The sequence below is a fragment of the Streptomyces lydicus genome, assembly GCF_001729485.1.
GTDB classification, from domain to species: domain Bacteria; phylum Actinomycetota; class Actinomycetes; order Streptomycetales; family Streptomycetaceae; genus Streptomyces; species Streptomyces lydicus_D.
In genome coordinates this window covers 5156705-5180939 of the sequence record NZ_CP017157.1, presented here as the reverse complement: position 1 = coordinate 5180939, position 24235 = coordinate 5156705, and the positions used below count along the sequence as shown (strand labels likewise).

The 24235-nt window shown below is 71.0% G+C and carries 20 protein-coding genes and 1 pseudogene; 6 read left to right on the top strand and 15 right to left on the bottom strand.

Annotated elements, in window-relative coordinates; all coding sequences use genetic code 11:
- The first annotated feature begins 191 nt into the window (after positions 1–191).
- The gene (locus SL103_RS22600; RefSeq protein WP_069570776.1) at positions 192–938 is read left to right on the top strand and encodes a 2OG-Fe dioxygenase family protein; all 747 of its coding nucleotides are present in this window, start codon (positions 192–194) and stop codon (positions 936–938) included.
- Positions 939–1241: 303 nt separating this feature from the next.
- On the opposite strand, the gene SL103_RS22595 is transcribed toward SL103_RS22600, so the two are convergent.
- Positions 1242–2390 (bottom strand): GNAT family N-acetyltransferase, encoded by a 1149-nt coding sequence (locus SL103_RS22595; RefSeq protein WP_069570775.1) that lies wholly within the window; start codon positions 2388–2390, stop codon positions 1242–1244.
- 446 nt (positions 2391–2836) lie between these two features.
- A complete protein-coding gene (locus tag SL103_RS22590; RefSeq protein WP_164492884.1) occupies positions 2837–3649 on the bottom strand; it encodes a phytanoyl-CoA dioxygenase family protein in 813 nt (270 codons plus the stop codon).
- A 337-nt stretch (positions 3650–3986) separates the two neighbouring features.
- On the opposite strand from SL103_RS22590, the gene SL103_RS22585 reads away from it, so the two are divergent.
- Positions 3987–5390 (top strand): hypothetical protein, encoded by a 1404-nt coding sequence (locus tag SL103_RS22585; RefSeq protein WP_069570774.1) that lies wholly within the window; start codon positions 3987–3989, stop codon positions 5388–5390.
- Between the two features lie 9 nt (positions 5391–5399).
- On the top strand, positions 5400–6764 hold the full coding sequence (locus tag SL103_RS22580; protein ID WP_347877856.1) for an MFS transporter: 1365 nt from the start codon (positions 5400–5402) through the stop codon (positions 6762–6764).
- Positions 6765–7018: 254 nt separating this feature from the next.
- On the opposite strand, the gene SL103_RS22575 is transcribed toward SL103_RS22580, so the two are convergent.
- From SL103_RS22575 to SL103_RS37365, 11 genes are all read right to left on the bottom strand, one after another.
- Positions 7019–11950: a non-ribosomal peptide synthetase gene (locus SL103_RS22575; protein ID WP_069570773.1), complete on the bottom strand. Its 4932-nt coding sequence runs from the start codon at positions 11948–11950 to the stop codon at positions 7019–7021.
- Between the two features lie 13 nt (positions 11951–11963).
- Positions 11964–12701 (bottom strand): thioesterase II family protein, encoded by a 738-nt coding sequence (locus tag SL103_RS22570; RefSeq protein WP_069570772.1) that lies wholly within the window; start codon positions 12699–12701, stop codon positions 11964–11966.
- The gene (locus SL103_RS22565) at positions 12698–12907 is read right to left on the bottom strand and encodes an MbtH family protein (protein ID WP_069570771.1); all 210 of its coding nucleotides are present in this window, start codon (positions 12905–12907) and stop codon (positions 12698–12700) included. The genes SL103_RS22570 and SL103_RS22565 overlap by 4 nt, the downstream gene beginning before the upstream one ends.
- 3 nt (positions 12908–12910) lie before the next feature.
- Positions 12911–13906, bottom strand: a complete 996-nt coding sequence (sbnB, locus tag SL103_RS22560; RefSeq protein ID WP_069570770.1) for a 2,3-diaminopropionate biosynthesis protein SbnB — start codon at positions 13904–13906, stop codon at positions 12911–12913.
- A 38-nt stretch (positions 13907–13944) separates the two neighbouring features.
- Positions 13945–14961 carry a 2,3-diaminopropionate biosynthesis protein SbnA gene (gene sbnA / locus SL103_RS22555; RefSeq protein WP_079145916.1) on the bottom strand — a complete coding sequence of 339 codons (1017 nt, stop codon included), beginning with the start codon at positions 14959–14961 and terminating at the stop codon, positions 13945–13947.
- A gap of 45 nt (positions 14962–15006) precedes the next feature.
- Positions 15007–15288, bottom strand: coding sequence for a hypothetical protein (locus SL103_RS38015; protein ID WP_164492883.1), 282 nt, complete (start codon positions 15286–15288; stop codon positions 15007–15009).
- 145 nt (positions 15289–15433) lie between these two features.
- Positions 15434–17326 (bottom strand): ABC transporter ATP-binding protein, encoded by a 1893-nt coding sequence (locus tag SL103_RS22550; protein ID WP_069570768.1) that lies wholly within the window; start codon positions 17324–17326, stop codon positions 15434–15436.
- Positions 17323–17757: a lasso peptide biosynthesis B2 protein gene (locus tag SL103_RS22545; RefSeq protein WP_069570767.1), complete on the bottom strand. Its 435-nt coding sequence runs from the start codon at positions 17755–17757 to the stop codon at positions 17323–17325. The genes SL103_RS22550 and SL103_RS22545 overlap by 4 nt, the downstream gene beginning before the upstream one ends.
- Positions 17754–18008, bottom strand: a complete 255-nt coding sequence (locus SL103_RS22540; protein ID WP_069570766.1) for a lasso peptide biosynthesis PqqD family chaperone — start codon at positions 18006–18008, stop codon at positions 17754–17756. Before SL103_RS22540 ends, SL103_RS22545 begins: the two co-directional genes overlap by 4 nt.
- Positions 18009–18056: 48 nt before the next feature.
- Complete coding sequence (locus tag SL103_RS22535) at positions 18057–19913, bottom strand: lasso peptide isopeptide bond-forming cyclase (protein ID WP_069570765.1); 1857 nt, start codon at positions 19911–19913, stop codon at positions 18057–18059.
- A gap of 27 nt (positions 19914–19940) precedes the next feature.
- Positions 19941–20051, bottom strand: coding sequence for a keywimysin-related RiPP (locus SL103_RS37365; RefSeq protein ID WP_104531164.1), 111 nt, complete (start codon positions 20049–20051; stop codon positions 19941–19943).
- A 655-nt stretch (positions 20052–20706) separates the two neighbouring features.
- Between SL103_RS37365 and SL103_RS22530 the strand changes: the two genes are divergently transcribed.
- Together SL103_RS22530 and SL103_RS22525 are read left to right on the top strand one after the other, a co-directional pair.
- Positions 20707–21321: a ParA family protein gene (locus SL103_RS22530; RefSeq protein ID WP_079145915.1), complete on the top strand. Its 615-nt coding sequence runs from the start codon at positions 20707–20709 to the stop codon at positions 21319–21321.
- Positions 21318–21569, top strand: coding sequence for a hypothetical protein (locus SL103_RS22525; RefSeq protein ID WP_069570764.1), 252 nt, complete (start codon positions 21318–21320; stop codon positions 21567–21569). The genes SL103_RS22530 and SL103_RS22525 overlap by 4 nt, the downstream gene beginning before the upstream one ends.
- Before the next feature lie 166 nt (positions 21570–21735).
- On the opposite strand, the gene SL103_RS22520 is transcribed toward SL103_RS22525, so the two are convergent.
- The gene (locus SL103_RS22520) at positions 21736–22551 is read right to left on the bottom strand and encodes an SDR family NAD(P)-dependent oxidoreductase (protein ID WP_069570763.1); all 816 of its coding nucleotides are present in this window, start codon (positions 22549–22551) and stop codon (positions 21736–21738) included.
- Between the two features lie 83 nt (positions 22552–22634).
- Positions 22635–22850: pseudogene (locus SL103_RS36400) on the bottom strand (DJ-1/PfpI family protein); the annotation flags it as partial.
- Between the two features lie 231 nt (positions 22851–23081).
- Between SL103_RS36400 and rutA the strand changes: the two are divergent.
- Positions 23082–24176: a pyrimidine utilization protein A gene (rutA, locus tag SL103_RS22515; protein WP_069570762.1), complete on the top strand. Its 1095-nt coding sequence runs from the start codon at positions 23082–23084 to the stop codon at positions 24174–24176.
- The last annotated feature ends 59 nt before the right edge of the window (positions 24177–24235 follow it).

Sequence of the window (24235 nt, the reverse complement as noted above, 5' to 3'; positions counted from 1 at the left end):
GGGCCGGCCGCCGTTCGTACCGCATCGTGCGGGGGACCGGCGATCTCTCGGTTGTCCGGACCCGCTACGGCTCATTCGGCGACCGTCGTCACCGGGCGCGACCGGACCCTCGGTCGCACCCGACAACAACCGCACCCGGCCCGGCTGCGAACGCCGGCCCCGCCGGGACACCCGTGCAAAGGGGAACCACCATGACCGACAGCACCATCACCACGCCGGCCACCGGACAGCAGCTCCGTGACGGTGTGCCCGCCTTCGCGGAGGAGGTCCGCCGCACCGGCTTCGTCGTCATGCGTAAGCAGGAACTCGCCGGGCTGATCAGCGATGAGGGCCTGGAGGAACTCCGCGGCGCCTGGGAGAACCTGCCGGTCGACACCCAGGTCGACGGAGTCGGCGTCTACCGCGAGCGCCGCTACAGCCGGCTGCGCGTCGACGTCGACGGCGACGACACCACCTTCGAGGTCCTGCCCCACGCCGTCTTCCGCCAGGACTCGATCCCGCTCTGGGAGGGCAAGGACCGGGTCTTCGAGCCGGTCACCGAGAACGTCCTGCTCAGTGCCGGCATGCGCACCCTGGTCGGTTTCAACGCCCGGATGGCGACCGCGGCCGGCGGCACCGCCTCGTGGACGGCCGGGGTCCACCTGGTCCGCGTCGTCGCCCGCGCCGACGCCGAGGGCCTGCCCACCCCTGAGGGCCGCCACCGCGACGGCCACTCCTTCGTCGGCCTGTACCTGATGCGTCGCGACGGCGTCACCGGCGGCGTCTCCACCGTCTACCCCAACGACGGTGGCGACATCGTGCAGACCACCCTGCTCCAGCCGCTCGACTCCCTGTTCATCGACGACAACATGATCACCCACGAGGTCTCGCCGATTGTCCCGGAGGGCGCCTCGGGCGTGCGCGACATGCTGATGATCGACATGAACCCGGTGGCCTGAGCCCACGGGCCGGGCGCACGACGCGGAGCCGCTCGTCGGCTCCGCGTGCGGTTGCGCTCCCGCGACCTCGACCCCGATGCCCGCCTTCTCCCCGTGCCCCAGGACGTCAACGGCCGGGCCGCGCTCGCGGCCCGGTACTTTTCTGCTGCGTCACGGCCCGTCGACCCCGCGCCCCCCCGAGCGCCACGTGCCCGCGTCGGGAGTCGAACGCCACCGTGACCGGCCCGGGGGTGTGGGCCCGCAAGAGCCGGTCGGTTCAGGATATGTGGCGAAGTCCAGTGAGAAGAAGAACGGCAGTGGGCCTCAGCAGTACGGCTCCCAGAGCTCGTACTCCAGGGCGTCGGACACCGACGGCGAGGAGTCGCGCAGGCGGGTGAGCAGGGCGCGGTTGTGCTCACGGATCTCCGCGCCGTACCCGGCCAGCGGGCTGTCCTCGGACAGGTCCAGCAGCCACAGCGGCCGGAGCTTCGCGCCGCGCAGGGCCTTTCCTTCCGCTGTCTCGGTGCCCGCGTGAATCCGGCGCACTCCCGGGAGCCGCGCCGCCATGTAGTAGGTGATGTTGAAGTACTCGGCGGCCGAGACGAGTCGGTCGTGGTCGAGGCCGAGCCCCCGCAGGTACACGGTGTCGCCCCAACGGTAGTAAAGGCAGAAGCCGACGGGCGGTTCGCCGGGGCGCGAGCACAGCACCACTTCGGCTCGTGCTCCTGCGAGTTCACCCTGCTTGCGGAAGGACTCCGCCATCGGGGCCACGTCGACGGCTCTGCCGTAGCGCAGCAACGAACGGGCCAGCAGCCGGGCGACGTCCTGCCAGGACTCGGCGAGGGTCCGGTGCTCCGTCTCGTATCCGGCCTTCTCGAACTTCCGTATTTCGCTGCGGATACGGCGGGCCCGGTGCGACGACAGCGATTCCAGCCAGGCCGGGTAGCCGCCGGGCGGGATCTCGATCCAGGCGTCGGTCTTCAGCGCGACCGGGGCGGTCCGCACCCCCGCCGCGCGCAGCGCTGCCACGTCCTCGGTGGTCAGGTACATCGCCACGCGGGGGATCTTCGACTCCTCGTGCAGGGGGGAGCGCAGCGCGCGGACCGCGTCGAGCACCGCGGCCGCGGCCTCGGTCCGATCGGTTCCCCCGTCGGTCAGCAGGTGCGCCAGGTAGCCGCGCCGCTGGCCGATGAGGAGGCCGCCCGGCTCGGGCGCCGGCAGGCCGCGCGCGGCAAGCATGTCGTGCCACCGCAGGTCCGGGGTGGGCTCGTCGGTCACCGCCGCCACGGGGATCGCGGCCCGGCCGCCGCCCGGGGTGTCCACGTGCAGGCCGCCGGAGACCGACCCGGGGTCGAGGGCGCACACCCGCAGCCACAGCGCCGACGAGTAGAACCTGCCGTGGGCGAGCCGGTCCCACTCGGTGTCCCCGAGCCCGCCGATGGCGTCCGCGAAGGTGTCCGTCGTGGTGGTCATGGCGTCTCCCGTGGTCTCTGCCTGACCGTGCCCGCGAGTTCGCTGCGCGATCGGACGCTGAGTGTGCCGAACATCGTGCGTGGGTGATAACTGGTGTGGTGTGGCGAGTGGTTGGTGCGGGTGGCGACCGGCCGTTGGTGAGGCGTCGCCGACGAGGGTGGCGCTCACCCGGTCGCTCTCCCCGAGGGCGACTGCCAGGGCCGGCCGCCCGGTGCGCCCGCGGCGGGGTGGGCGGACTCGCCGAGGCGTACGGCATTCGCCGCGGGGCCCCGCCCGCGTCGGTTGGGGCAGCGACTCCAGGACGGCCTGTCAGAACAGCGGTTGGGTGAACACCGGCCGGTCGCCGACGCCTGTGCCCCGACACCGGTGGCCGGTTCCGAGCCGGAGGTTCGCAGTCGCAGTGGTGCGATGAACTCCTGCCGTACGGGGGCGCGCGGTGCCGGCACTCATGCCGTCAGCGGCTCCAGGCTTTCCGAGAACGGCACGTCCAGGGCGAGCAGTGGCTCGGTGTCCCGGCACACCACGTGGGCGGGCCGGGCCTGGCCGGACGGTTGCGGCAGATTGGCCGCGTCGTTGTAGGTGGCGATGAGCAGCCGGCGGGCGAACGGGGACATGTTGGGCGCCGAACCGTGCACGATCTCCGGTGAGAAGAACACCAGGGAGCCCGCAGGGCCCTTGGGGCTGGACATTCCGTGGCGGCTGACGAGCTGGGCGAGCTGCCCCGTGGTCAGCGAGATGTCGTCGGGGTCCAGGTGCTGGTCGGACTTGGCGGTGTCCTTCCGGCCCTCGCGGACGAGCCCGTTGCGGTGGGACCCGGGCAGGAAGATGACCGGCCCGTTGAACTCGGTCACGTCGTCCAGGAAAACACCGACGTTGACCTGCCGGGGGGCGGGCAGGCCGTCAGCGAGGCGCCAGGCGAGGTAGTCCTGGTGCCAGGCCCACTTGTCGCCGCCGAAGGCGGACTTGGCGTTGATCTTGAACTGGTAGATGTAGGCGTCGCTGCCCAGCAGTTGCTGGACGGGGTGCAGAATGCGCGGATCGCGGATGAGCCCGGCGTACTCCGGTTGCCGCTGGTGTGAGGAGTACACCGCGCGGACCTCCGTCCCGCCTTCCTCGGTGACGACCTGCGGGCCGGGGATCAGGCTGTCCCGCTCGAAGGCGGAGCGCAGTGACGCCACTTCTCGCTGGTCCAACAGGGATTCCAGCAGCAGGAATCCGTTGGAGCGGTAATCGTCGACTTGGGCTTGGTTCAGTCGCATGCTGATGCTACTCCTGAAGGTGAGGGGGAGGGGATGGAGCATTCTTCAGCCCATCAAGGGGACGCCCTCGGGGCCGAGTTCCTGACGCCGACCCAGGGGCCGGGCCAGCGGGGCGAGGGGGCAACCGAGACCGCAATCCTGGATCAGCCGAAGTGCATCGTGTTCAGGCTTTCCAGTGTTAACACAGATGTCCTGTGTCCACGGGTCCCTTGACCGGCAGGTGAGCCGCAACTGAGCGGCGATTGAGTCGCAATTGAGCCGCACCGAAGACCGGGATGAAACGATGAACCGTACGGGCCGAGGGGCTCGGTCGCCATCGATCAGGAGCGGAGACTTCATGTCGGCGGAGCGGGTAACAGCCCAGTACAACGAGGAGTTCCGCACACCTGGCAGTGACTTGCCAACGGTCGCCCAGCACGTCAAGGACTTTCCCACGCTTGCACCTTGGCACGGTGAATATCTGGCCAGGCCCCTCTTCGTCGCCGAACGTGAGGTTCGCGATTTTGGCGATGACCTGCAGCACCTCCTCGACATGCTCCTTTCCTTGCCGGAGCGAATGTTCGGCGGCGATTTGGAGGCATTCCGCTCGGTGCTGGGTATCAGCGACGGCCACTGGGAAGCGATACGGCAGTTGGGCGACGTACTGCCACCCCACTACGGCCGGGCCGACATGTATCACGACGGCACCTCATTCAAACTCCTCGAATTCAATCTGGGGAGCGAGGCCGGCGGCTGGGGCCTCGCCGGTGAAATCTCCCGGGCGACGATGGAGGTCGACGCCTTCGCCGACTTCGCGCGCCGGAATCGGCTTGGTTACGTGCATCCCGCTCGCGCCGCGGTGGAGGCGCTGCGCCGCTTCGGCGCCCGGGTGGCACCCGGGCGCGAGCCGGTGGTGGCCCTGCTGGAATGGCGTGGCGGCCTGGCGGACTACGGCGCCGCCTGGCTCAACGACCTGTCCGCACTGCGCTGGGCCGGCCTCGACATCCGGATGGCCGAGATCTCCGACGTGCACGAACGGGGCGGGGCGCTCTACCTCGGGGACACGAAGATCGACGTGGTCTACCGCGCCTTCGTCCCGGACCAGATCGCCGAGGAACCCGACGGCCGGTCCCTGGTCGCACCGCTGCTGCGTGCGCACCGGGCGGGCGGGACGCTGCTGTGGACCCCGCTGTCCAGCAACATGCTCGCCAACAAAGCCTGTATGGCGCTGCTTTCGGACCCGGCGTGGCGGCGCAATTTCAGTGCCGACGAGTGCCGGCTCATCGACCGGGTGCTGCCCTGGACCCGGCTGGTCAACACTGACGCGCTCAGGACCGACACCGACCTCGTGGACGAATGCCGGGAGCGGCGCGAGCAGTTGATCCTGAAGGTCAACGCGCGTGGCGGGGGATACGGTGCCGTGGTGGGCTGGGAAACGGACGACGCCACGTGGCGGCGGGCTCTGGAGACCTCCGCCGCCGAAGGATGTGTCGTACAACAGAGAGTGGTTCCCCGGCCCGAACTCGTGGTGGACCCGGTGTCCGGGGAAACCGAGGAGTGGCACGCGGCCTATGGCATGTTCTACACCCCGCAGGGTTGTGCAGGAGTGTTCGGCAAGCTGGTGCCGGCCGGTTCGGGCGGCATCATCTCCGTCCTGTCACATGCCAAGGCGCACAGCGCAGCCGTCTTCCAGCAGAGCGAGCTGTCCGCCGGGGGCGATGTGCCTCCCACGGGCGAATGGCCCGCCCGTACAGCGAAGTAGAGAGAAGCCATGATGCCGCAGCATTGCCCCGAACCCTCGGCCTGGCGGCGGGTTCAGACGGCCTGGGGCCTGCCGGACCTCGCGGGGAAAGGCCGATTCGTCACGGCCAACCTGATCGACAGCCTGGGAAACGGGTTGGTGATGGCTTTCACCGTTGTCTTCTTCGTGAAGACGACGTCGCTGTCACTGGTCGCCGTCGGCGCCGCGCTGACCGCCGGCCAGCTGCTTGTCCTCCCCGTTCCGCTCCTCATCGGGCGCCTGCTGGACTCCTACGGTCCGCGTCTCGTGGTCGCCGCGGGGAACTGGATTTCGGTGGCCGGTTTCCTCGGATTTCTGTTCTCGCACGCGGCCTGGCAGATCGTGTTGTGGCAGTTCGTGGTGCAACTGGGCTCCACCGCCTTCTGGATGGGCAACAGCCCGCTCACCGTGCTGGTCGCCCGGGGCGTCGAGCGGGCCCGCTGGTTCGGCTTCGTCCGTGCCCTGCGCAATGTCGGCGTCGGTTTCGGCGGCGCCGTGTCCGCGGTGGCCCTGAGCATCGGAACCGTCGCCGGGCTGCGGGCGGTCATGGCACTCAACGTGGTCACCTTCGCCGTCGCAGGATGGCTCGTGATCACCATGCGGGTCGCTGACACGGACGAGCCGGCCGGCGCCGGGCCCGCGGAGCCGAAGCCCGCCGGGAGGGAACAGGGGACGGGCGACACCCCCGTACAGGCATCGGCCGGCTATCGCGCCGTGCTGAGGGACACGCGGTATCTGCGGCTGGTCGCGACGAACATCTCCTTCGTCTTCGCCTCCACGGTGATCCCGGTGCTGCTCGCCGTCTACGCGGTGGACCACCTCGATGTCGGCGCCTGGGCCGTCGGCGGGTTCGTCGTGCTGAACGCGGCCATGGTCGCGCTGCTGCAGACGCTCGCCAGCCGCTGGATCGAGGCCCGCAGGCCGGTGGCGGTGCTGGTGTGGGCCCTGCTGTGCAACGCGGGGGCATTCGCCGTCTTCGGGACGCTGCTCGTGCTGCCCGGCTGGGCGGTGATCGCCGGCATGCTGCTCGCGATGGTGCTCTACACCGTGGGCGAGATGCTCGGCTCGCCGCCGACCAGCGAACTGAGCGTGGTGATGGCGCCCGAGCAGCTGCGGGGCCGCTATCTGGGCGTCTACCAGCTGTCCTGGTCGGTCGGCGGTGCCGCAGCCCCGGCCCTGCTCACCGCGCTGCTGGAGGGTGGTGCGGCGCTGCCCTGGGTGTTCCTCACCACGATCAGCGTGCTGGCCGTTCCCCTCGTGCTCGGACTCGACCGGCGGCCCGCGGCCACGAGCGGGGCCGCACCGGCCGGGGACGCCGTCCCCGTGGCGCAGCTCGACCGCGACTCCGCCGGCTGAGCCCTGCCCGCGCCCGTTGAGCGCGTACCGCGAAGAAACGCGCCGACCCCCGGCAGCACTCCCTGCCGGTGGTCGGCGTTTCCCGCGTTCGCCGTTCAGCAGCCAGCAGCCAGCAGCCAGCAGCCCGCCGGCCCCGTGTCGTCCCGGCCGCACGCGGACGACGGCGCAGCCGCGGGTCATGAACGGCTGCGCCGGCGCGTGACTCGACGGTCAGGCGTCGACCGGGACGACGCGGGTGCTCCGGGTGCTGCTCATCACCGTGGGTCCGTCTCCAGGGCCTCGGCCAGGCCCGCGAGGGTGGGGTTTCGGAAGACCAGGACCGGCGGGACCCGTCGTCCGAGTCGCTCGCCGAGCCGGCCCGCGACCGTGGTGAGGGTCAACGAGGTGCCCCCGGCGCCGAAGAAGTCGTCCTGTGGCCCGAAGTCGTCCTCGACGCCCAGGCACTCCCGCCACACCTCGGCGACGAGGAGCTGCTGCTTGGTGAGGGCCCGGCGGGCGGCGGGGGCCGGGGCGGACACCGGGTGCGGGTCGGGCAGTGCGTTCCGGTCGACCTTGCCGTTCGGGGTGAGCGGGATCTCGCCGATCACGGTGTAGCTCTGCGGCAGCATGTACGGCGGCAGCTGCTCCGCCAGGTGGGCGCGCAGTTCCGCCGGGTCCGGACCGGGCCGGCCGGGGTGCTCGGGGATCAGGTAGGCCGCCAGCTGGTCCACGCCGGCGCGGGTGCGGCGCACGGCCACCACGCAGTCGCTCACAGCGGGGTGGCTCTGCAGTGCGGACTCGATCTCGCCGAGTTCGATGCGGAAGCCGCGCACCTTGACCTGGTGGTCGTTGCGGCCGAGGAAGACCAGATTTCCGTCGGGCAGCAGCTGGACCACGTCGCCCGTGGCATACATACGGGCGCCGGGCTCCGCGGCGTACGGGTCGGGCAGGTACGCCGCGGCCGTGCGGGCCGGCCTCCCGAGATAGCCGCGGCCGACCGCGCTGCCGCCGACGTACAGCTCGCCGCGACAGCCCGGGGCGACCGGGCGCAGCCGCGGGTCCAGCACGTAGAGGTGCGCGTTGTCGGTCGCCCGGCCGAACGGGACGCTCGGGAAATGGCTGTGCCGGCCGAGCAGTTCCTCGGTGATCGGGCAGAAAGCCGAGGTGACGGTCGCTTCGGTGGGCCCGTACTCGTTGAAGACCTGGCATCCCGGCGCGGTGGAGGCCAGGATGCGGCGGGCCACCTCGTGCGGCACGGCCTCGGCGCCGGTGAACACCAGGCGTACCGAGGCGAGTGGCGGAGCGGGGTCCGTACCGGACTCCAGCAGGATCCGCATCTGCGAGGGCGTCGCGTTGAGCGTGGTGATGCGGCGCTCGGCGACCTCCTGCAGGAACTCCTCGGGGTCGTAGGCGGCGGTGGGGCTCGCAAGGTGCAGTTCGGCGCCGGACACCAGGCACTGGAAGATCTCCCAGACCGAGTTGTCGAAGGCCACCGAGTGGTTGAGCAGGGCCCGGTCCCGCCCGGTGAGCCGGCACAGCCGCTGGTTCCACTCCAGGAACCCGGTGATGTTGGCGTGGGTGATCGAGACGCCCTTGGGGTTGCCGGTCGAGCCGGACGTGTAGATCACGTAGGCGAGGTGGTGCGGTTGTGCCTCCTCGGCCGGCCCGGGGTCCGCCCCGGGTTCCTGGTCCACCGCCACGAGCCGCACGCCGTCGCCGAACAGGGCCGAGGTGGGATGCCCCGGGTCCGCGACGACCAGGCGTACGCCCGAGTCGGCCAGGAGGTACTGCAGCCGGTCCGCCGGGTAGCCGGGGTCGAGCGGGACGTAGGCGCCGCCCGCCTTCAGCACGCCCAGCAGGGCGACCACCAGCTCCACCGAGCGTTCCAGGCAGACGCCGACCAGGCTTTCGGGGCGTACGCCCCCGGCCCGCAGTTCCCGGGCCAGGGCCGAGGCCCGCGCGTCGGTCTCGGCGAACGTCAGCGACCGGCCGTCGCCCACGACACAGGTCGCGTCCGGGGTGGTCCGCACCTGGCGGTCCCACAGGCGGACCAGGGTGGTCGGCTCGGGCAACGGCTCGGCCCGGTTGCCGAGGGAGAGGGCGCGCACCTCATCGGCCGAGACGATCTCCAGCTCGGACAGCCGGGCCGTGGCACCCGCCACCATCTGCTCGATCACCCGCAGGAAGTGTCGGCCGAAGCCCCGGACGAAGCCCGCGTCGAACAGGTCGGTGGCGTACTCGACGGAGATGCTGAGGTCACCGGCCCCGGCGGCGTGGTCCGTCACGTCGAGGGCGAGGTCGAAGCGGGCGGTGCCCAGCCGCCCTTCCAGCTCCTTCCGGTCGTACAGCTCGGTGCAGTGACCGGTCCTCGGCTCCTCGTGCAGGGCGAACAGCACCTGGAACAGCGGGTTGCGGCTCAGGTCGCGCTCCGGGCTCAGCTCTGCCACCAGCTTTTCGAAGGGCAGCTCCTGGTGCGCGTACGCCTGCTGCGCGACCTCGCGGACCCGGCCCAGCAGCTCGCGCCAGGTCGGGTCACCGGAAAGGTCGGTGCGCAGGACGAGCGTGTTCACGAAGTAGCCGACCACATCGTCCAGTTCCGGGCGCGGCCGGCTGCCTGCCAGGGTGCCGACGGCAACATCGCTCTCGTCCGCATACCGCCCGAGCAGCACCTGCAACGGGGCCAGCAAACCCATGAACAGGGTGACGCCCTCGGCCCTGCACAGCGTGCGCAGCCGGTGCGCCAAATCGGGCGGGATGCACAGCAGTTCCCGGCGGCCGCGGTGGCTCGCGACGGCCGGCCGGGGCCGGCTGGTCGGCAGCTCCAGGGCGGGCACGCCGGACAGCCGGGTGCGCCAGTGGTCGAGCAGCCGCTCCAGCTCGGCGCCGGTGAGTCGCTCGCGCTGCCAGGCCGCGTAGTCGGCGTACGTCACGGGCAGCGGCGCCGGGGCGGGGCGGCGGCCGGCGGCGAGCTCCGTGTAGAGCTCGCCCAGTTCCCGCACCATCAGGTCGACCGATGCACCGTCGCAGGCTATGTGATGAATCGTCAGCAAGGTGATGTCGCGGCTCGGTGTGCGCAGCACGTCCGCGCGCAGCAGCGGGGGGTGGTCGAGGGCGAAGGGAGCGCGGATCCGCTCGGTCACCAGCGCGTCCAGGTCCTCCTCGGCGACCTCGGTGCGGCGCAGCGGCACCGGTCCCGGCTCACGCAGTTCGGGTCGGACCCGGCCGGCGACGGCGACGAGGGCCGTGCGCAGCGCCGGGTGCCGGCGCACCAGCGCGGACAGGCAGTCCCGCAGCAGCGTCAGATCGACCCGCCCGCCGGGCAGGCCCAGGGCGACCGGCAGGTGGTAGGCGGGCACCGCGTCGTTCAGCTGCTCGAAGAACCAGATCCGCTCCTGGCCGAAGGAGAGCGCGGCGGTCGCAGCCACCGGGATCGGCTCGTCGTCCGAGGGCGCCACGCCGTCCAGCGCGGCGGCGAGCGTGGCGGGCGTCGGATGGTCGAAGACCGACTGGGCGTCGATCGGTACGCCGAGCTCCGCACGCAGCCGGGCCACGGCCCGGACCGCGGTGAGCGACTGGCCGCCCAGGCCGAAGAAGTCGTCGTACGGGGACACGTAGTCGAGCCCGAGCACCTCGGCCCACACGCGGCGCACCGCCGCGGTGTGCGGCGGCAACGGGGCGTCGTCGGGCAACGGCCCGCTCGCCCGGACCGGGCTGTGCGGGATCCGCCGCACTGCGCCGCGGTCGGCCTTGCCCGCAGGGGTGCGGGGCAGGGCGTCGAGCACTGCGTAGCCCTGGGCCACCATGTGGGCGGGCAGCCGCTGCGCGAGGTGGTCACGGACCTGGCGGGGCAGGTCCGCGGATACCTTCCGCGCATCGTGCGCGGGCACGAGGTACGCCACCAACTGATCGCCGCCGGCTGCTTCGCGGTCGACGACCACCACCGCGTCCGTGACGAGGGGGTGGCTGCGCACACAGGTTTCGACCTCGCCGAGCTCGATGCGGAAGCCGCGCACCTTGACCTGGTGGTCGTCGCGTCCCAGCACCTCCAGCATGCCGTCGGCGGACCACCGGGCGAGGTCGCCGGTCCGGTACAGGCGCCCGGAGGCGTCCCCGAACGGGTCGGGCACGAACCGGTCGGCGGTCAGCGCGGGCCGGTTGAGGTAGCCGCGCGCCACGCCGGCACCGCCGATCCACAGCTCGCCGGTGACTCCTGGGCCGGCCTCCCGCCCGCCCTCGTCGACGACGTACAGCCGGGTGTTGGACAGGGCCGTGCCGACCGTGAGCCGGTCGGCCACGGCGTCGATGCGGGCGGCGCTGGCCCACACCGTCGCCTCGGTCGGTCCGTACAGGTTCCACAGGGTGCCGCCGGTGGCGAGCAGGTCGCGGGCCAGCTGCGGATCGAGCGGCTCACCGCCCGACAGCAGTACCCGGCCGTGCCCGTCCGTCCAGCCGGACGCCAGCAGCATCCGCCAGGTGGTGGGGGTCGCCTGGACGACGCTCACACCCGCCTCGGCGATGGTGGCGGCCAGCAGCTCGGGGTCGGTGTTGGCGGCGCGCGGGGCCATCACCACCGTCGCTCCCCGAGTCAGCGGCAGGAACAGCTCCAGTATCGAGATGTCGAACGACAGCGGGGTCAGCGCGAGGACCCGGTCGTCCGCCCCGAGGCCGGGGCGTTCGGCCACACTCCGCAGGAATGAGTCGAGCGCCGCGTGGTCGACGGCCACGCCCTTGGGCAGGCCGGTCGAACCGGAGGTGTAGAGGACGTAAGCCAGGTGGTGCGGGTGCACCACCGGGACCACCTGTGCGGTGGTTTCCGCGGGGAGGTCCTCGACCAGCAGGACGTCGGCCACGCCGGACGCCAGGGCCTGCGCGCGGTGGTCCGCGTCGCAGAGCCACAGCCCGGCTCCCGCGTCGGTGGTCATGTGCCGCAGCCGGTCGGCCGGGTAGCTCGGGTCGAGGGGCAGGTACGCGGCGCCCGACTTCAGGATGCCCAGCAGGGCCACGACCATCTCGACCGAGCGGCCGAGACAGACGCCGACCAGGTGCTCCGGTCCGATGCCGCGTGCCTGCAGCTCGGCGGCGAGTGCCGTGGCCCGGCGGTCCACGTCGGCGTAGGTGGCGCGGTGTGCTCCCGCGACGACGGCCACCGCGTCGGGTGTCGCGGCTGCCTGCTGCTCCCACAGTTCGACGAGGGTGGTCGGCGCCATGAACGGTCCTTTCTCAGCCCCATGCGGGGAGGGTGCGCGTGATCATCTCTGCCAGCTGTCGTTCCGCGCCGCGCACGTACAGGTGGGGGGCACCCGGGAACAGATGCAGGGCGAAGTCGGCCGATGTGTGCTCGCGCCAGCCGGCGAGCTCCGTCCGGTCGACGCTGTCGTCGTCCGCGCCGGCCAGAACGGTCAGGGGACAGGGCAGGGGTGCCTCGGCCCGGGGCGTGTACGTCTCGCACAGCGTCAGGTCCGCGCGCAGCAGCGGCAGCAGCAGCTCCTGCACCTCGGCGTCCACGCCGTCGAATGCGGCGGTGGCGAGCAGCTTGTCGTCCGGCAGCGTGTGCCGCGGGTCGCGGTCCGGCAGGCCGGGGGCGCGCATGCCCGACAGGAACAGGCGGTCGGGCAGGCGCGTGCCGAGTGCACGTAGCCGCCGGGCCGACTCGAAGGCGATCAGGGAGCCCATGCTGTGCCCGAAGAAGGCGTACGGCAGGTCCGTGTGGTCCGCGATGAGCGGCGCAAGCGCGGCCACGGCTTCGTCCAGGGACGTCAGGGCCGGTTCGGCGACCCGGTTCTCCCGGCCGGGCAACTGGACCGTACAGACTTCGACGGTGTCCGGCAGGTACGCCGCCAGCCGGTAGGCGGAGGCGCCGGCTCCGGCGTGCGGGAAGACGAACAGGCGCCGCTGCGCGGTGAGTTCACGGTGGCCGATCCCGCGCAGCCAGGCCGCTGCGAGGTCAGCGGCCGTCATCGTGACACTCGCGCGGAGCGCGGGGTCAGGTCGGTCCACACCTGCTCGATGTGGTCCAGGCACTCCTCGCGGGTGCCCTGCGCGCCGGTGGCGGTCCAGCCGGCGGGCAGGGCACGGTCGGCGAACCAGACCGAGTACTGCTCCTCGTGGTTCACCACGACGACGTACCGGTCCCCGGCGGGGCCCGGGGCGGGTGAGGCGCTCATGCGTCAGACCCCCACCCCGGTGAAGAAGTCGCTCTCGCGGCGGCCCCGGCCCGCGGCGACGACCCGGTCGTGAACCCACTTGCCGACGGCGAGGTCGAGTACGCCGAGTCCGAACGGTGAGAAGATCGCCGGGCGTCCGTGGTCCCGGCGCTGTCGTCCGCGCAGCAGGTCGCCGAGGGTGCCGTCGACGAAGTCCCGGTTGCCGGTGCGCTGTTCGGTCAGGTGCAGCGAGGTGCGCTCGCGTACGGCGTGGTCGACGTCGTCGGTGAAGTTCTGGGCGGCGAGGATCATCTCGGGGGCGAGGTCGCGCAGGGACAGGTGCAGGACCACCGGGTTGTGGGACAGCAGCCGGGGGTCGTGCAGGTGCGGCTCGCCGGCCACGGTGGTCAGCACCACCAGGTCGCAGTCGGTGAACGCGTCCTCCACCGTGTCGGCGACCACGATCTCGGCCTCGGTGTGCTCGGCCATGACGGCGCCGAAGCGGCCCGCCGCCGCCGGATCGAGGTCGAAGAGCCGGAAGCCGTCGATCTCCCAGTCGAGATCACGCAGGAACCGCCATACGTGCTGGGCGATCAGACCCGTGCCCACGATGCCGACTCGGCGGGCACGGCGCGCGCCGAGCAGCGTCCGCGCGCCGAGCACCGCGGAGGCCGCGGTCCGCGTCGCCGAGATGATCGAGGACTCCATGCAGGCGAACGGGTAGCCGGTGACGCAGTCGTTGAGGATCAGCGTGGCCGAGGCGCGGGGGATACCGTGCTGCGTGTTGTCCGGAAAACTGGCGATCCACTTGTTGCCGGCGACCTCGAACTCACCCCCTAGATACGCGGGCAGGGAGATGATGCGCGACCGGCTCCGGTGCGGGAAGCGCAGGAACGAACTGTGCGGGTTCGAGCTCTGTCCCGCGTCGTGCGCGAGGTAGGCGGCACGGACGACGTCGATGAGCTCCGGACGGTGACGGTCCGTCTCGGCGGCGATGTCGGCTGCGCCGATCACGGTCATGGGCGGTGGGGACAGGGTGGACACGGGGTGGTTCTCCTTCAGTTGACGGCCAGGAATTCGACGCCGGCGGGCTGTGCCGCCTCCGCGCGCAGCTGTTGGACCCACTTGGGGTCGTAGACGGTCTGGGCGTAGGCATGGCCGCGGTCGGCGGCCATGAAGGCGACCCGGGGACGGTGCGCGCCGGGACGGTGACGAGCGAAGTAGTCCTGGACGGCGGCATAGGTGCTGCCGGTCGAACCGCCCGCGTACAAGCCGTACTTGGCTACCAGGTCGGTGCAGGCATCGACGGCACGCACCTCGGAGACGATCTCCACCTGGTCGATCAGCGCCTGACCGCACAGCGGCGGCACGATGCTGGAGCCGATGCCGGGGATCCGCCGCTTCTTCGGCGGGCCTCCGAAGATCACCGAGCCTTCGGTGTCGACGGCGACAACCACGCAGCCCGGGTACGTCTCCTTGACCCGGTGGGAGAGCCCGGCGATCGTGCCGCCCGTGCCCACGCCGACGAAGAGGTAGTCGAGCGGGCCGGCCTGCGCGATCAACTCGTCCGCGGTGAAGCGGTAATGCGCGTCGCGGGCATCCGGATTGGCGTACTGGTTGGGCCAATAGGCCGAGTCGAGTTCGACCAGCAGTTCCTGCACGCGGGACAACCGGGTCTGCAGGTAGCTGCCCGCCGCATCACGGATGGACACCTTCTCCACCCGCCCGCCCAGCAGCCGGAGCTGGGCCTCGGTGGCCTCGTTGCAGTTCGGATCGATGACCGGGACGAACGAGATGCCGAGCATTCGGCAGTAGAAAGCCAGGGCCAGCGCGAAATTGCCGGACGACGACTCGACCACCGTGGTGTCGTGCGTTATCTCCCCGCGACCGATTGCCTGTTCCAGAATCCACAATGCCGAACGGTCTTTGGTACTTCCGGCGGGATTGCAGAATTCCAGCTTGGCGACGACGTCGCACTGCTCATCAGCCAGAGGAATCAGCGGAGTTCCAGTGAGGCCCCTGCGGATTTGCTTGGTCCGTTCGATCAGCAATTGATCAGCACGCCTGTGGAGCATGGGCCGAGTGTGGCACGGGGCCGATCTAGGCGGCTCAACCGCGACTCAAGTGCGGTGCGACAAAAGCCTGCCGGGATAGGAGAGAGGCCGTGCAACCGTCCACGACAATTGGTTGGACAGCCCCGATGGACGGCGGGGGAACCGCGGGCGGCGGCGGGTCGGCGTGGGGCTGGGGAGCAGGCCGTGCCGGAAGATCGCCGCGAGCAGGGCCTTGCCGGAGCGGAGGGCGAGGGTGACGCCGTGGTCGGTCCGCTGTGCGCCCACGACCCGTTCGTGGACGCGGTGCAGGCGTCCGGGGCCGGGCTCGGACACCGCAGCGGTCAGCACGTCGAGGGGTCCCCCTGGCGCAGGTGTGGAATGCCTGGTGTTGATGTTCCGGTCTTCCGGGGAGCGGGTGAAGACCCGGGTCAGCGGTGCGCAGGCAACCGCAGGCACTCGCCGGCGGCCACGACGGGTGAGATGAGGCCGTCGACTAGGGCATTCGGGGCCGTCCGTGCGCGGCCGTTGCCGCATCCGCCCCGGGCGTGACGTCGGCCGGCCGGAGCATTTGGCCGGCCGCGAGCGCGCGGTAGGAGGGACTGGTGGTCAAGAGTTCCTCGTGGGAGCCGGAGGCGACGGTGCGGCCTTCCTCCAGCACGATGATGCGGTCGGCGTGCCGGACGGTGGAGAGCCGGTGCGCGATCACCAGGAGGGCGCATTCCTGGGCGGCTTCCTTCATGAGCGCGGTGAGTGCGGCCTCGTTGATGGCATCGAGGTGGGAAGTCGGTTCGTCGAGGAGGAGAAGGGCGGGTCGGGCGAGGAGGGCGCGGGCCAGGGCGACCCGTTGCCGTTCGCCGGCCGACAGGGTGTTGCCGCGTTCGCCGAGTACGCCGGACAGGCCGTCGGGCAGTCGTCGGACCACCCCGTCCAGCTGGGCGAGTTCGACGACCCGCCGGACTTCGGCATCACCGGCACCGGGCGCCGCGTAGGTGATGTTGTCCCGGAGCGTGCCGTGGACGACATGGGTGTTCTGGTCGACGACGGCGATGCGTGCCCGGCAGGCTCCGCGGCTGAGCTCGGCCGCGGGGCGACCGTCGAACAGCAGCGTTCCGGAGTCCGGTTCGTGGAAGCGCGCCACCAGCGCGAAGATCGTGCTCTTGCCCGCGCCCGACCGTCCGACGAGGGCGACCTGCCCGTGGTGGGGGACGGTGAACGAGACACCGTTGAGCACCGGCCGGTCCGGAACGTACCCGAAACGGACATCGTGCAGGGCCAGGGCCGGTGTCTCGCCCTTCCCCGTCCGCTCCACCCGTCGGGGCGCCGCAGGGGCAACGCACCCGCCCGCCGCGGTCCGCTCCAGGGATTCCACGGAGCCCGCGGACCCCACGGGCTCCGCGGGCTCCGCCGGCAGCGTCAGTGCCTGCGCGATCCGCTGGTACGCGCCCATGCCGCGCTGCATCAGCCCGACGGCCCGGAAAACCGACGACAACGGCAGCACCAAGTAGGAGGCGTACAGCAGGAACGCGACCAGGTCGCCGAGGGAGTTGGCGTGTCCGTCGACCCGCAGCCCGCCGATGACCAGGACGAGCAGGAAGGAACCCTGGACGGCGAGTTCGACGGCCGGGCTCATCACCGAGGCGAGTTTCGCGGTCCGTACGCCGGCGTCGTACGCCGCGTCGACCCGCTTGCCGATGTGCGCCGCCTCGCGGTCCTCGGCACGGTGCACCCGGACCATCGGCAAGGCGCCGAGCGCGCGCTCCAGTTCGGCGGCGACGGCTCCGACGGAGCCTTGCATGTGGGCGGAGGCGGCCCGGATGCCTTTGAGCAGGGAGGCCACGACCAGGGCTGCGGTGGCCACGGTCAGGGCGACCAGAAGCAGCAGCAGCGGGTCGATCCACGCCATCAGGACGACCGCCCCGGCGGCGGCGAGGGCGCCGGTCACCAGGTCGACCAGCGCCTGGGACACGACGTCCCTGAGCAGAGTGGTGTCGGTGGTCACGCGGGAGATCAGGTCCCCGGTGCGGTGCCGGTGGTACTGGCGCATTTCCAGCCGCAGCAGGTGCGCGATGAGGCCGTGGCGCAGCCCCCGTACGACGCCTTCACCCATACGTTCCAGGACGAAGCGCCCCACCGCGCCGGTCGCCGCCTCGGTGACGAACAGCGCGGCCAGCAGCGCGAGCAGCGGCCAGAAGGGCCGTCCGCCTTGTCCGCTTGCGTCGACGATGTTCCTGGCGACGAGCGGCTGGGCCAGTCCGAGGGCGGAGCCGACCAGGGTGAGCACGGTGGCGACGACGACAGAGGCCCGGTGCCCGGTGGTGAGCCGGTACATGGTGGCGACCGCACCCCATGTCGAACGGTCCGGTGTCTCCTCGGCGGCCGTGGTCATCGGGTGGGCCGGCTGACGGGTGCCACGGTGATGAGCGGGGTGAAGTAGTCGTCCGGCACCCCTTCGTCCACCGGGCGGGCATCGACCTCGATCCAGGCGTGTGCCGTGAAGGGCGGCACGACCCGTACCCCGGTGCACCAGGTCGGCCAGCTGCCGCTCAGCCGGCACAGCAGCGCGGCCCCCAGGGACCGGGGCAGGCAGCCGCGCGGCCCGGCGCAGCGCAGGCTGACCGCGCACATCGCGTCCCGGGCGTTCCTGGCCCGGTCGGCCGAGGCGGGTGCGGCTCCCCGGCGTACGACGTCGAGGACGGCACGGATGCGGTGCGGGGGCAGGAAGGACAGCGCGACGGCGGGGAGGAGGACGAGTCGGGCGGCCAGCCGCCGGGTGAAGGGGACCCCGGTGGGCCGCTCCAGTGCGCTCGGTGTCGTCATGCCGCCAGCCCCGACGCGCGCAGCTCCCCGACCAGGGTCGCGACGTCCTGCTCGGCGCGCGTGCGGTCGATGTCGAACTCGGCGATGAGCGCGTCGGCCGCCGCTGCTTCGTCGCCGCCGGCCAGCAGTGTGGTGACGATCAGGCCGGCGGTGGGGTTCAGCTCCCAATACTGTCCGTTGCGTTCGTCCAGCAGGACCGTGCCGTAGTCGGTCGCCGCCGTGGAGACCTTGTCACCGAACCGCAATGCCATGATGCGTACCTTTCGTGTCGGGTCATGTCGGGGCGTGCAGCGAAGTGCCTAGCGGGCGGTGCGGGCACTGTCCGGCGTGACGCGGGCGAGGCTGCGCAGCCACACTTCGCCGGCGATGGTCGAGTAGAGGATCGCGTCGCGCAGCTCGGGGGTGGCGGGGCGCTGGGCCAGCCGGCGCAGGGCCGCGCCGTCCACCAGGCCGAGCCGTTCCAGCCGTGAGTCCTCCCAGAGCGCCAGCAGGTCACCGCGGTGCTCGCGCAGCCCGTTGGACGCGTCCATGGACGCCGCGGCCTTGTTGGTACGCCCCAGACACGACTCCGGCACGATGCCGCGCATGGCCGTGGTGAGAAGGGGCTTGTACCGCCAGGGCGTCACGCGCTCGCTCGGGCGGACCGCCAGGCACGCCTCGATCACCCGGTCGTCGAAGAACGGCGACGCCATCGGCACCCCGGCCCTGGCCGCCATCCGGTCCCACTGCCGGATGATGCGTGTACAGGAGCGGATCTGCTCCAGGTCGGTGTGCAGGCCCCGGTCCGGATGCAGCGGTACGGCGGTCGCGGCCGCCGCACGAAGCGCCTGCCCGGCCAGCCGTTCGGCCTCGGGGGTGACCCAGTCGAACAGCCGCGGTGCCATGCCCCAGCCCAGACCGCTGCTGACGGACGTGGGCAGCGGACCGCGCAGGCCGTGGCGGGCGTCCGCCAGCCAGGTCCCGTACGGCCGGGAGTCGGCCAGCGCCCGGGCCATGCCACCGAGCGGCCATTGCCACAGTGCCCGGAACCCACGAAGCTGCCGCACGGCGAACAACGGGCGCCTGCGCAGCAGGCGGTGGTAATACGCCTCGGAGCACCACGCCACGTGGTCACCCCCGATACCGGTCAGATGCAGCCGGCTGCCTCGCTGGGCCAGGCCCGGCAGGTGATGCAGGACCCGTGAGCGGTCCATGACGCCGATGGTCGGCTCGTCCAGCAGGTCGTCGATGCCGAGGAGATCGTTGTAGACCAGGGGTGAATCGTCGGCGTTCCACACCACGTGCTCGACCTGCGGGAGGCACCCGGCGGCCTGCGTGGCCCAGTACAGGTCGGTGTCCGCGGGATCGCGCCCCGGCCAGGTACTGGCCACCACCTTGGCGGGCGAGCGAGCGGCCAGAAACGTGATGGACGTGGAGTCCAGGCCGCCGGAGAGATCGCAACTGACCACGCCGCCCTGCCGCGTACGGGCATCGACGGCCTCGGTGAGCGCGGCCCGGACGCGCGGGGCTCCGTCGGCGAGCGACCGGGTCGGCTCCGGCGGCGTCCACCAGCGCGAGTGCCGTACGGACCGGCCGTCCGCCGAGACGATCAGCGCGTCCTGCGGGGGCACGGAGGTGACCTCCCGCCACAGCGGTGCTTCGAGCAAGGGGTGGGGAACCGGCCACAGCAGCCTGACCGCCACTTGTTCCTCGTCCGGTTCGGCTCCGAGCGCGTCGGCGAGCACATCGGCGCTGGTGGCCGCCACCCGCACACCGTTGACGAGCGCGTGGAACACCAGCCGCAGACCGGACGCGGTGCCCTGCACCCGGATCCGCCCGTCACATGCGGCCACAAGATGGAAGCTGCCGGGCAGGCCGCGTGCCCAGGCGTCGAGTTCGGAGAGATCCCTCAACCGGTCGATCCGGCGCTCCAGTTCGGAGGCGTCGACCGGACAGCAGCCGACGAGGGCGAGGGCGTCCGTGCCGACGCGAGCGGTCACGATGTCCTCGTCGTGCCAGTGGCCCACCAGCCAGGGACGGCCGGAGGCATACGTCAGGGTGCGTGATTCCGGACGGGCGAAGCAGCGGGCCACGGCGGCCGCGTCCGCACGGTCGGGAAAGACCGCGAAGTGCGCGTCGCCGGAGCCCGTGCCCGCACCTGGGTGCGTTTCAGTCATGGCTTCGGATCAGCGAGCCGTCGACCGTCAGTTCTTGCTCAGGATCAGCCGGTCGTTTCCGGAGCTGTTCAGGAGCCCGGTCTTCTTCCGGAACGAACCCAGTCGGACGAGCGTCGGCGCTTCGTAAGCCTTCTTCATTGCCGTCTCCTTCGGTGCGGATTCCGCCGCCCTCCCCAGCCAGGCCACGAGCCGGCCATCCGGCTCATGAACAGCTGCGTCCGGGTTCATCGGAAACCCGGAACAGGAGGGGCGGCGCACCACCGAAGCTAGTTGCAGCCCGTCGGGCCCACGCAACCGAAGAACAACAAATCGGATTGTATGAAGTACCGTGCGACCCGTGATCGAAATGGATCGATAGATTCGCGCCACTTAATAGGCAAGCGCCAGGACCGAAGTTCGAGCTCCGCTCAGAAGAAACCTTTGGGCCTGTGCGTACGTGGCTGCCGTCTTGCCCGGCGCGCGGGAGCGCGGGAAAGCGGAGCGGTCGCCACCGGGCAGCGCCCGGCTCCGCTCCCCGCACAACCATCCTGCCGCCGCTCGCGCTGGGCGACGACGCATCGGATTCCTCAGCGAGGCGCACGACGGGGGCAGGGCCTGCGCTCTCAGGGACGTACGACGCCACGCCGACGCATGCGACGTACGAACGCCGGCCGGCAGTCGTACCCGCGCAGACCGGGTGCCCGCCCTTTCTCCCCGGCGTGCGGGTGAACCACGAAGCCATGCCCTCGTGCCGACCGAAGCTGGACGATCGCGCCCGTTAGTGTCAGCTCTCGTGCCGTTGAGCTGTGCGTTTGTGAACCTCAAGCCCGGCGTCGGAAAGACGACGAGTGCGGTGTGGTTGGCCCATGCGCTTCATGAGTTGGGACTGTCGCCCCTGCTGGTCGACGGTGACCCAGCCGCTTCCGCGCTGCGCTGGAGCGAGCTGGCCGGTGGCTTTCCGTTTCCGGTGGTCGCCCTGCCGGTGGGGGACGTCCATCGCCGCGTGAACGACTTCCTCGGCAATCGGCAGGCCGTCGTGCTCGATGCGCCCCAGCTGGAGGACCATCCCCGCATTGCCCGCAGCATCATGAGGTACGCCGGTGAGTGGATCGTGCCCGTGACCCCCGCCCCCATCGAACTGGACCGGATGGCACCCATTCGCGGCGAGATGGCGGACGTGCAGTCCCTGCGTGCCGAGCCTGCCCGCACGGCGGTCCTGCTCAATCGCACCAACCGTCCTGATGCCACGCGCACCGGGCCCGATGCCGACGCTCGCGAGGCACTGACCGAGCGGGGTTTCGTGGTTCTGGGCACCCAGATCGCGCGGCTCGACCTCTACGCCCAATCTTTCGGGAACTCGGTCCAGGCCAAGGGTTCGGCGTACATGGACTTCGCGGAAGAACTGATCAAGCGTCAGGAAGAGGCATGAGCCAGCGCAGGGAAAGCTACCGCGCCGCATTGCGACGCGAGCAGGATGACGTCTCCGGACCCAGGGCCACCAAGGTCACCACGTTGCAGAGCAGGTACCTCCGGGTGACCGTCGAGGTGGATCCCGACCTGCAAGGCGACCTGACGCGATGGGTGGGCCGACCGGTCTCCTCGGTGGTGCTCTTCGGCGCGACCGTGCTGCGTACCCTGGTCGCCACCGCCGGCAGGGTGTCTCGGCCCGGAGGCTAGGACGCTTCGCCCCGCCTTTGCATGCGCTGATGACCAGCCGACCAAGCCAGGCTTCCTTCTGTAGCCCTGGCCCCGCCAGGTTCCCCGGCCCCGCCAGATTTCCTGGCTCCGCCACGTTTCCTGGCTCCGCCCCGGGGCCTGTGGAACGGACCTGTCCGGGAGTCCGTTACAGGTGCGGGGTGCGCGCCTCGATCCGGTAGTCGAAGGCGGCACCGCCGACGCCGAGCGTGGTCCCCCCGCCGTCGACGGTGAGGACGGCCCCGTTGACGTAGGACGCGGCGGGCGACAGCAGCCAGTCGATCGCCTCGGCGACCTCCTGCGGATCACCCGGCCGTCCGGCGGGAGTCAACCGGTTCGCCTCCTCGTACGCCGCCTCGACACCGCCCGCCAGCCCCGCCTCCGCCGCGAATCGCGCCATCCGCTGGTCGGCCATCTCCGTACGCACCCAGCCCGGGCACACCGCGTTGGACCGCAGCCCCTGCGGCCCGTAGTCGACGGCGAGGGAGCGGCAGAGGTGGAGCAAACCCGCCTTGGACGTCGCATAGGCGGCGTTGCCGGGGCTGTTGCGGAGCGCGCCGACCGAGGCGACCGCGACGACCGCGCCGCGGGCTGCCAGCAGATGCGGCAGCGCGGCACGCAGCAGCAGGAACGGGCCGGTGAGGTTGGTGCGTATCAGCGCTTCCCAGTCCTCGACCTCGGTGTCGCCGACCGCGCCGCCCCGCCCGATGCCGGCGTTGAGCACCACACCGTCGAGTCTCCCGTAGGCCGTCACCGTCGTCTCGACGAGCTCGCGCACGGCCTCGGGGTCGGCGGCGTCGGAAGGGTGGGCCAGCGCTCCGGTCTCCTCGGCCACCCGACGCAGTGGCTCGGGCCGCCGCCCGGAGATCACGACTTGGTGCCCGGCGGTGCGCAGCAGCCGGGCGGTGGCGGCCCCGATGCCCGTTCCCCCGCCCGTCACCAGGACAACACGCTGTTCCGACATGCTCGTTCGCCTCCGAAGGTGGTCAGCTTCCGGTTCCCCGCACCGCGAGCATACGAAGCGTCGGCACCGCCGGGCCGACCGGGCACGGCATGAGTGATGTCCCGGCCCAGGTCGTCCTCCACCAGCGCGAGCGCGAGGTCCATTCCGGCGGTCACTCCGGCCGAGGTCCACACCCGCCCGTCCCTGATGAAGATCGGGTCGCGGTCCACCTGCAGTTCCGGGTGCTGCCGGGCGAGCTGCCCCGCACGGGACCAGTGGGTGGTGACCCGGAAGCCGTCGACGAGCCCGGCGGCTGCGAGTCACCCCCTGCTGATCACCAGTCAGATCCGCCCCTATGATGATCATCGGCGCACGGCGCGACATTGACGAAGGGGCTTCCTGCCCGATCGGATAACGCTGACGGGCACAACGCGCCCTAGCCGTATGCGTAGTTGACGGGCCTCCGCATGACGTGGTGCCGCAGGAACGAGCGCCTTTCCGAGCGCGGGAGGAATGGCCTGCGCGATTCCCCGAACCCGTGGAGGAGCAGTATGGACATCGGTGTTTTCATCCCCATCGGCAACAACGGCTGGCTCATATCGAAGAGCTCTCCGCAGTACATGCCGACCTTCGAACTCAACAAGGCGGTGGTGCAGAAGGCCGAGGAGCACGGCCTCGACTTCGCCCTGTCGATGATCAAGCTCAAGGGCTTCGGTGGTGACACGGAGTTCTGGGATCACTGTCTTGAGTCGTTCACGCTGATGGCCGGCCTGGCGGCCGTGACCGAGCGGATCAAGCTGTACGCCTCGACGCCCATTCTCGCCCTGCCGCCGGCGATCGTCGCGCGGATGGCGGCCACCGTCGACTCCATCGCCCCCGGGCGGTTCGGGGTCAATATTGTCACCGGCTGGGCGCCCGGCGAGTACGCGCAGATGGGCATGTGGCCCGGGGACGAGCATTTCAGCAACCGCTACGACCGGGCCGGTGAATACGTCACCGTGCTGAAGGAGCTGTGGAGCGAGGGCGTCAGCGACTTCAAGGGCGAGTTCTATGAGATGACCGACTGCGTACTGTCGCCACGGCCGGCGAACGGCCACATCGACATCGTCGCAGCCGGACAGAGCAGCCTCGGCATGCGGTTCGCCGCCGAGCACGCCGACTACAACTTCGTCCTGGGCAGCGGCGTCAACACCCCCCTCGAACTCTCGGACACCACCGCCGCGCTCATGCGTGAGGCGCGGGCTACCGGCCGCGACGTCGGCGTGATGTCACTGTTCATGGTTATCGCGGACGAGACCGATGAGGCGGCCCGCGCGAAGTGGCGGGACTATCACGACAACGCCGACCTCGCGGCGCTGGCGTACATGGCGGGGGAGACGGCCGCCGACTCGACGGACGACGAGTCGGCCACCGCCCGGACCATTTCGCTGCCCGAGGGCGCCGTGAACTTCAACATGGGTACGCTCGTCGGCTCGTTCGAGACCGTCGCCAGGATGCTGGACGAGATCGCCGAGGTGTCCGGTACCAAGGGGATCATGCTGGTCTTCGACGACTTCCTCGAAGGAATCGAGAATTTCGGGAAGCGCATCCAGCCGCTGATGAGGTCCCGGCCGACGCCGGCGGTGCAGAAACCATCTCGCCGGTAGTGTCGAGTCGCCGCAGGCGCTGAAGCCCCGTCGTGATGCTCTGACGGGGCTTCAGCGGG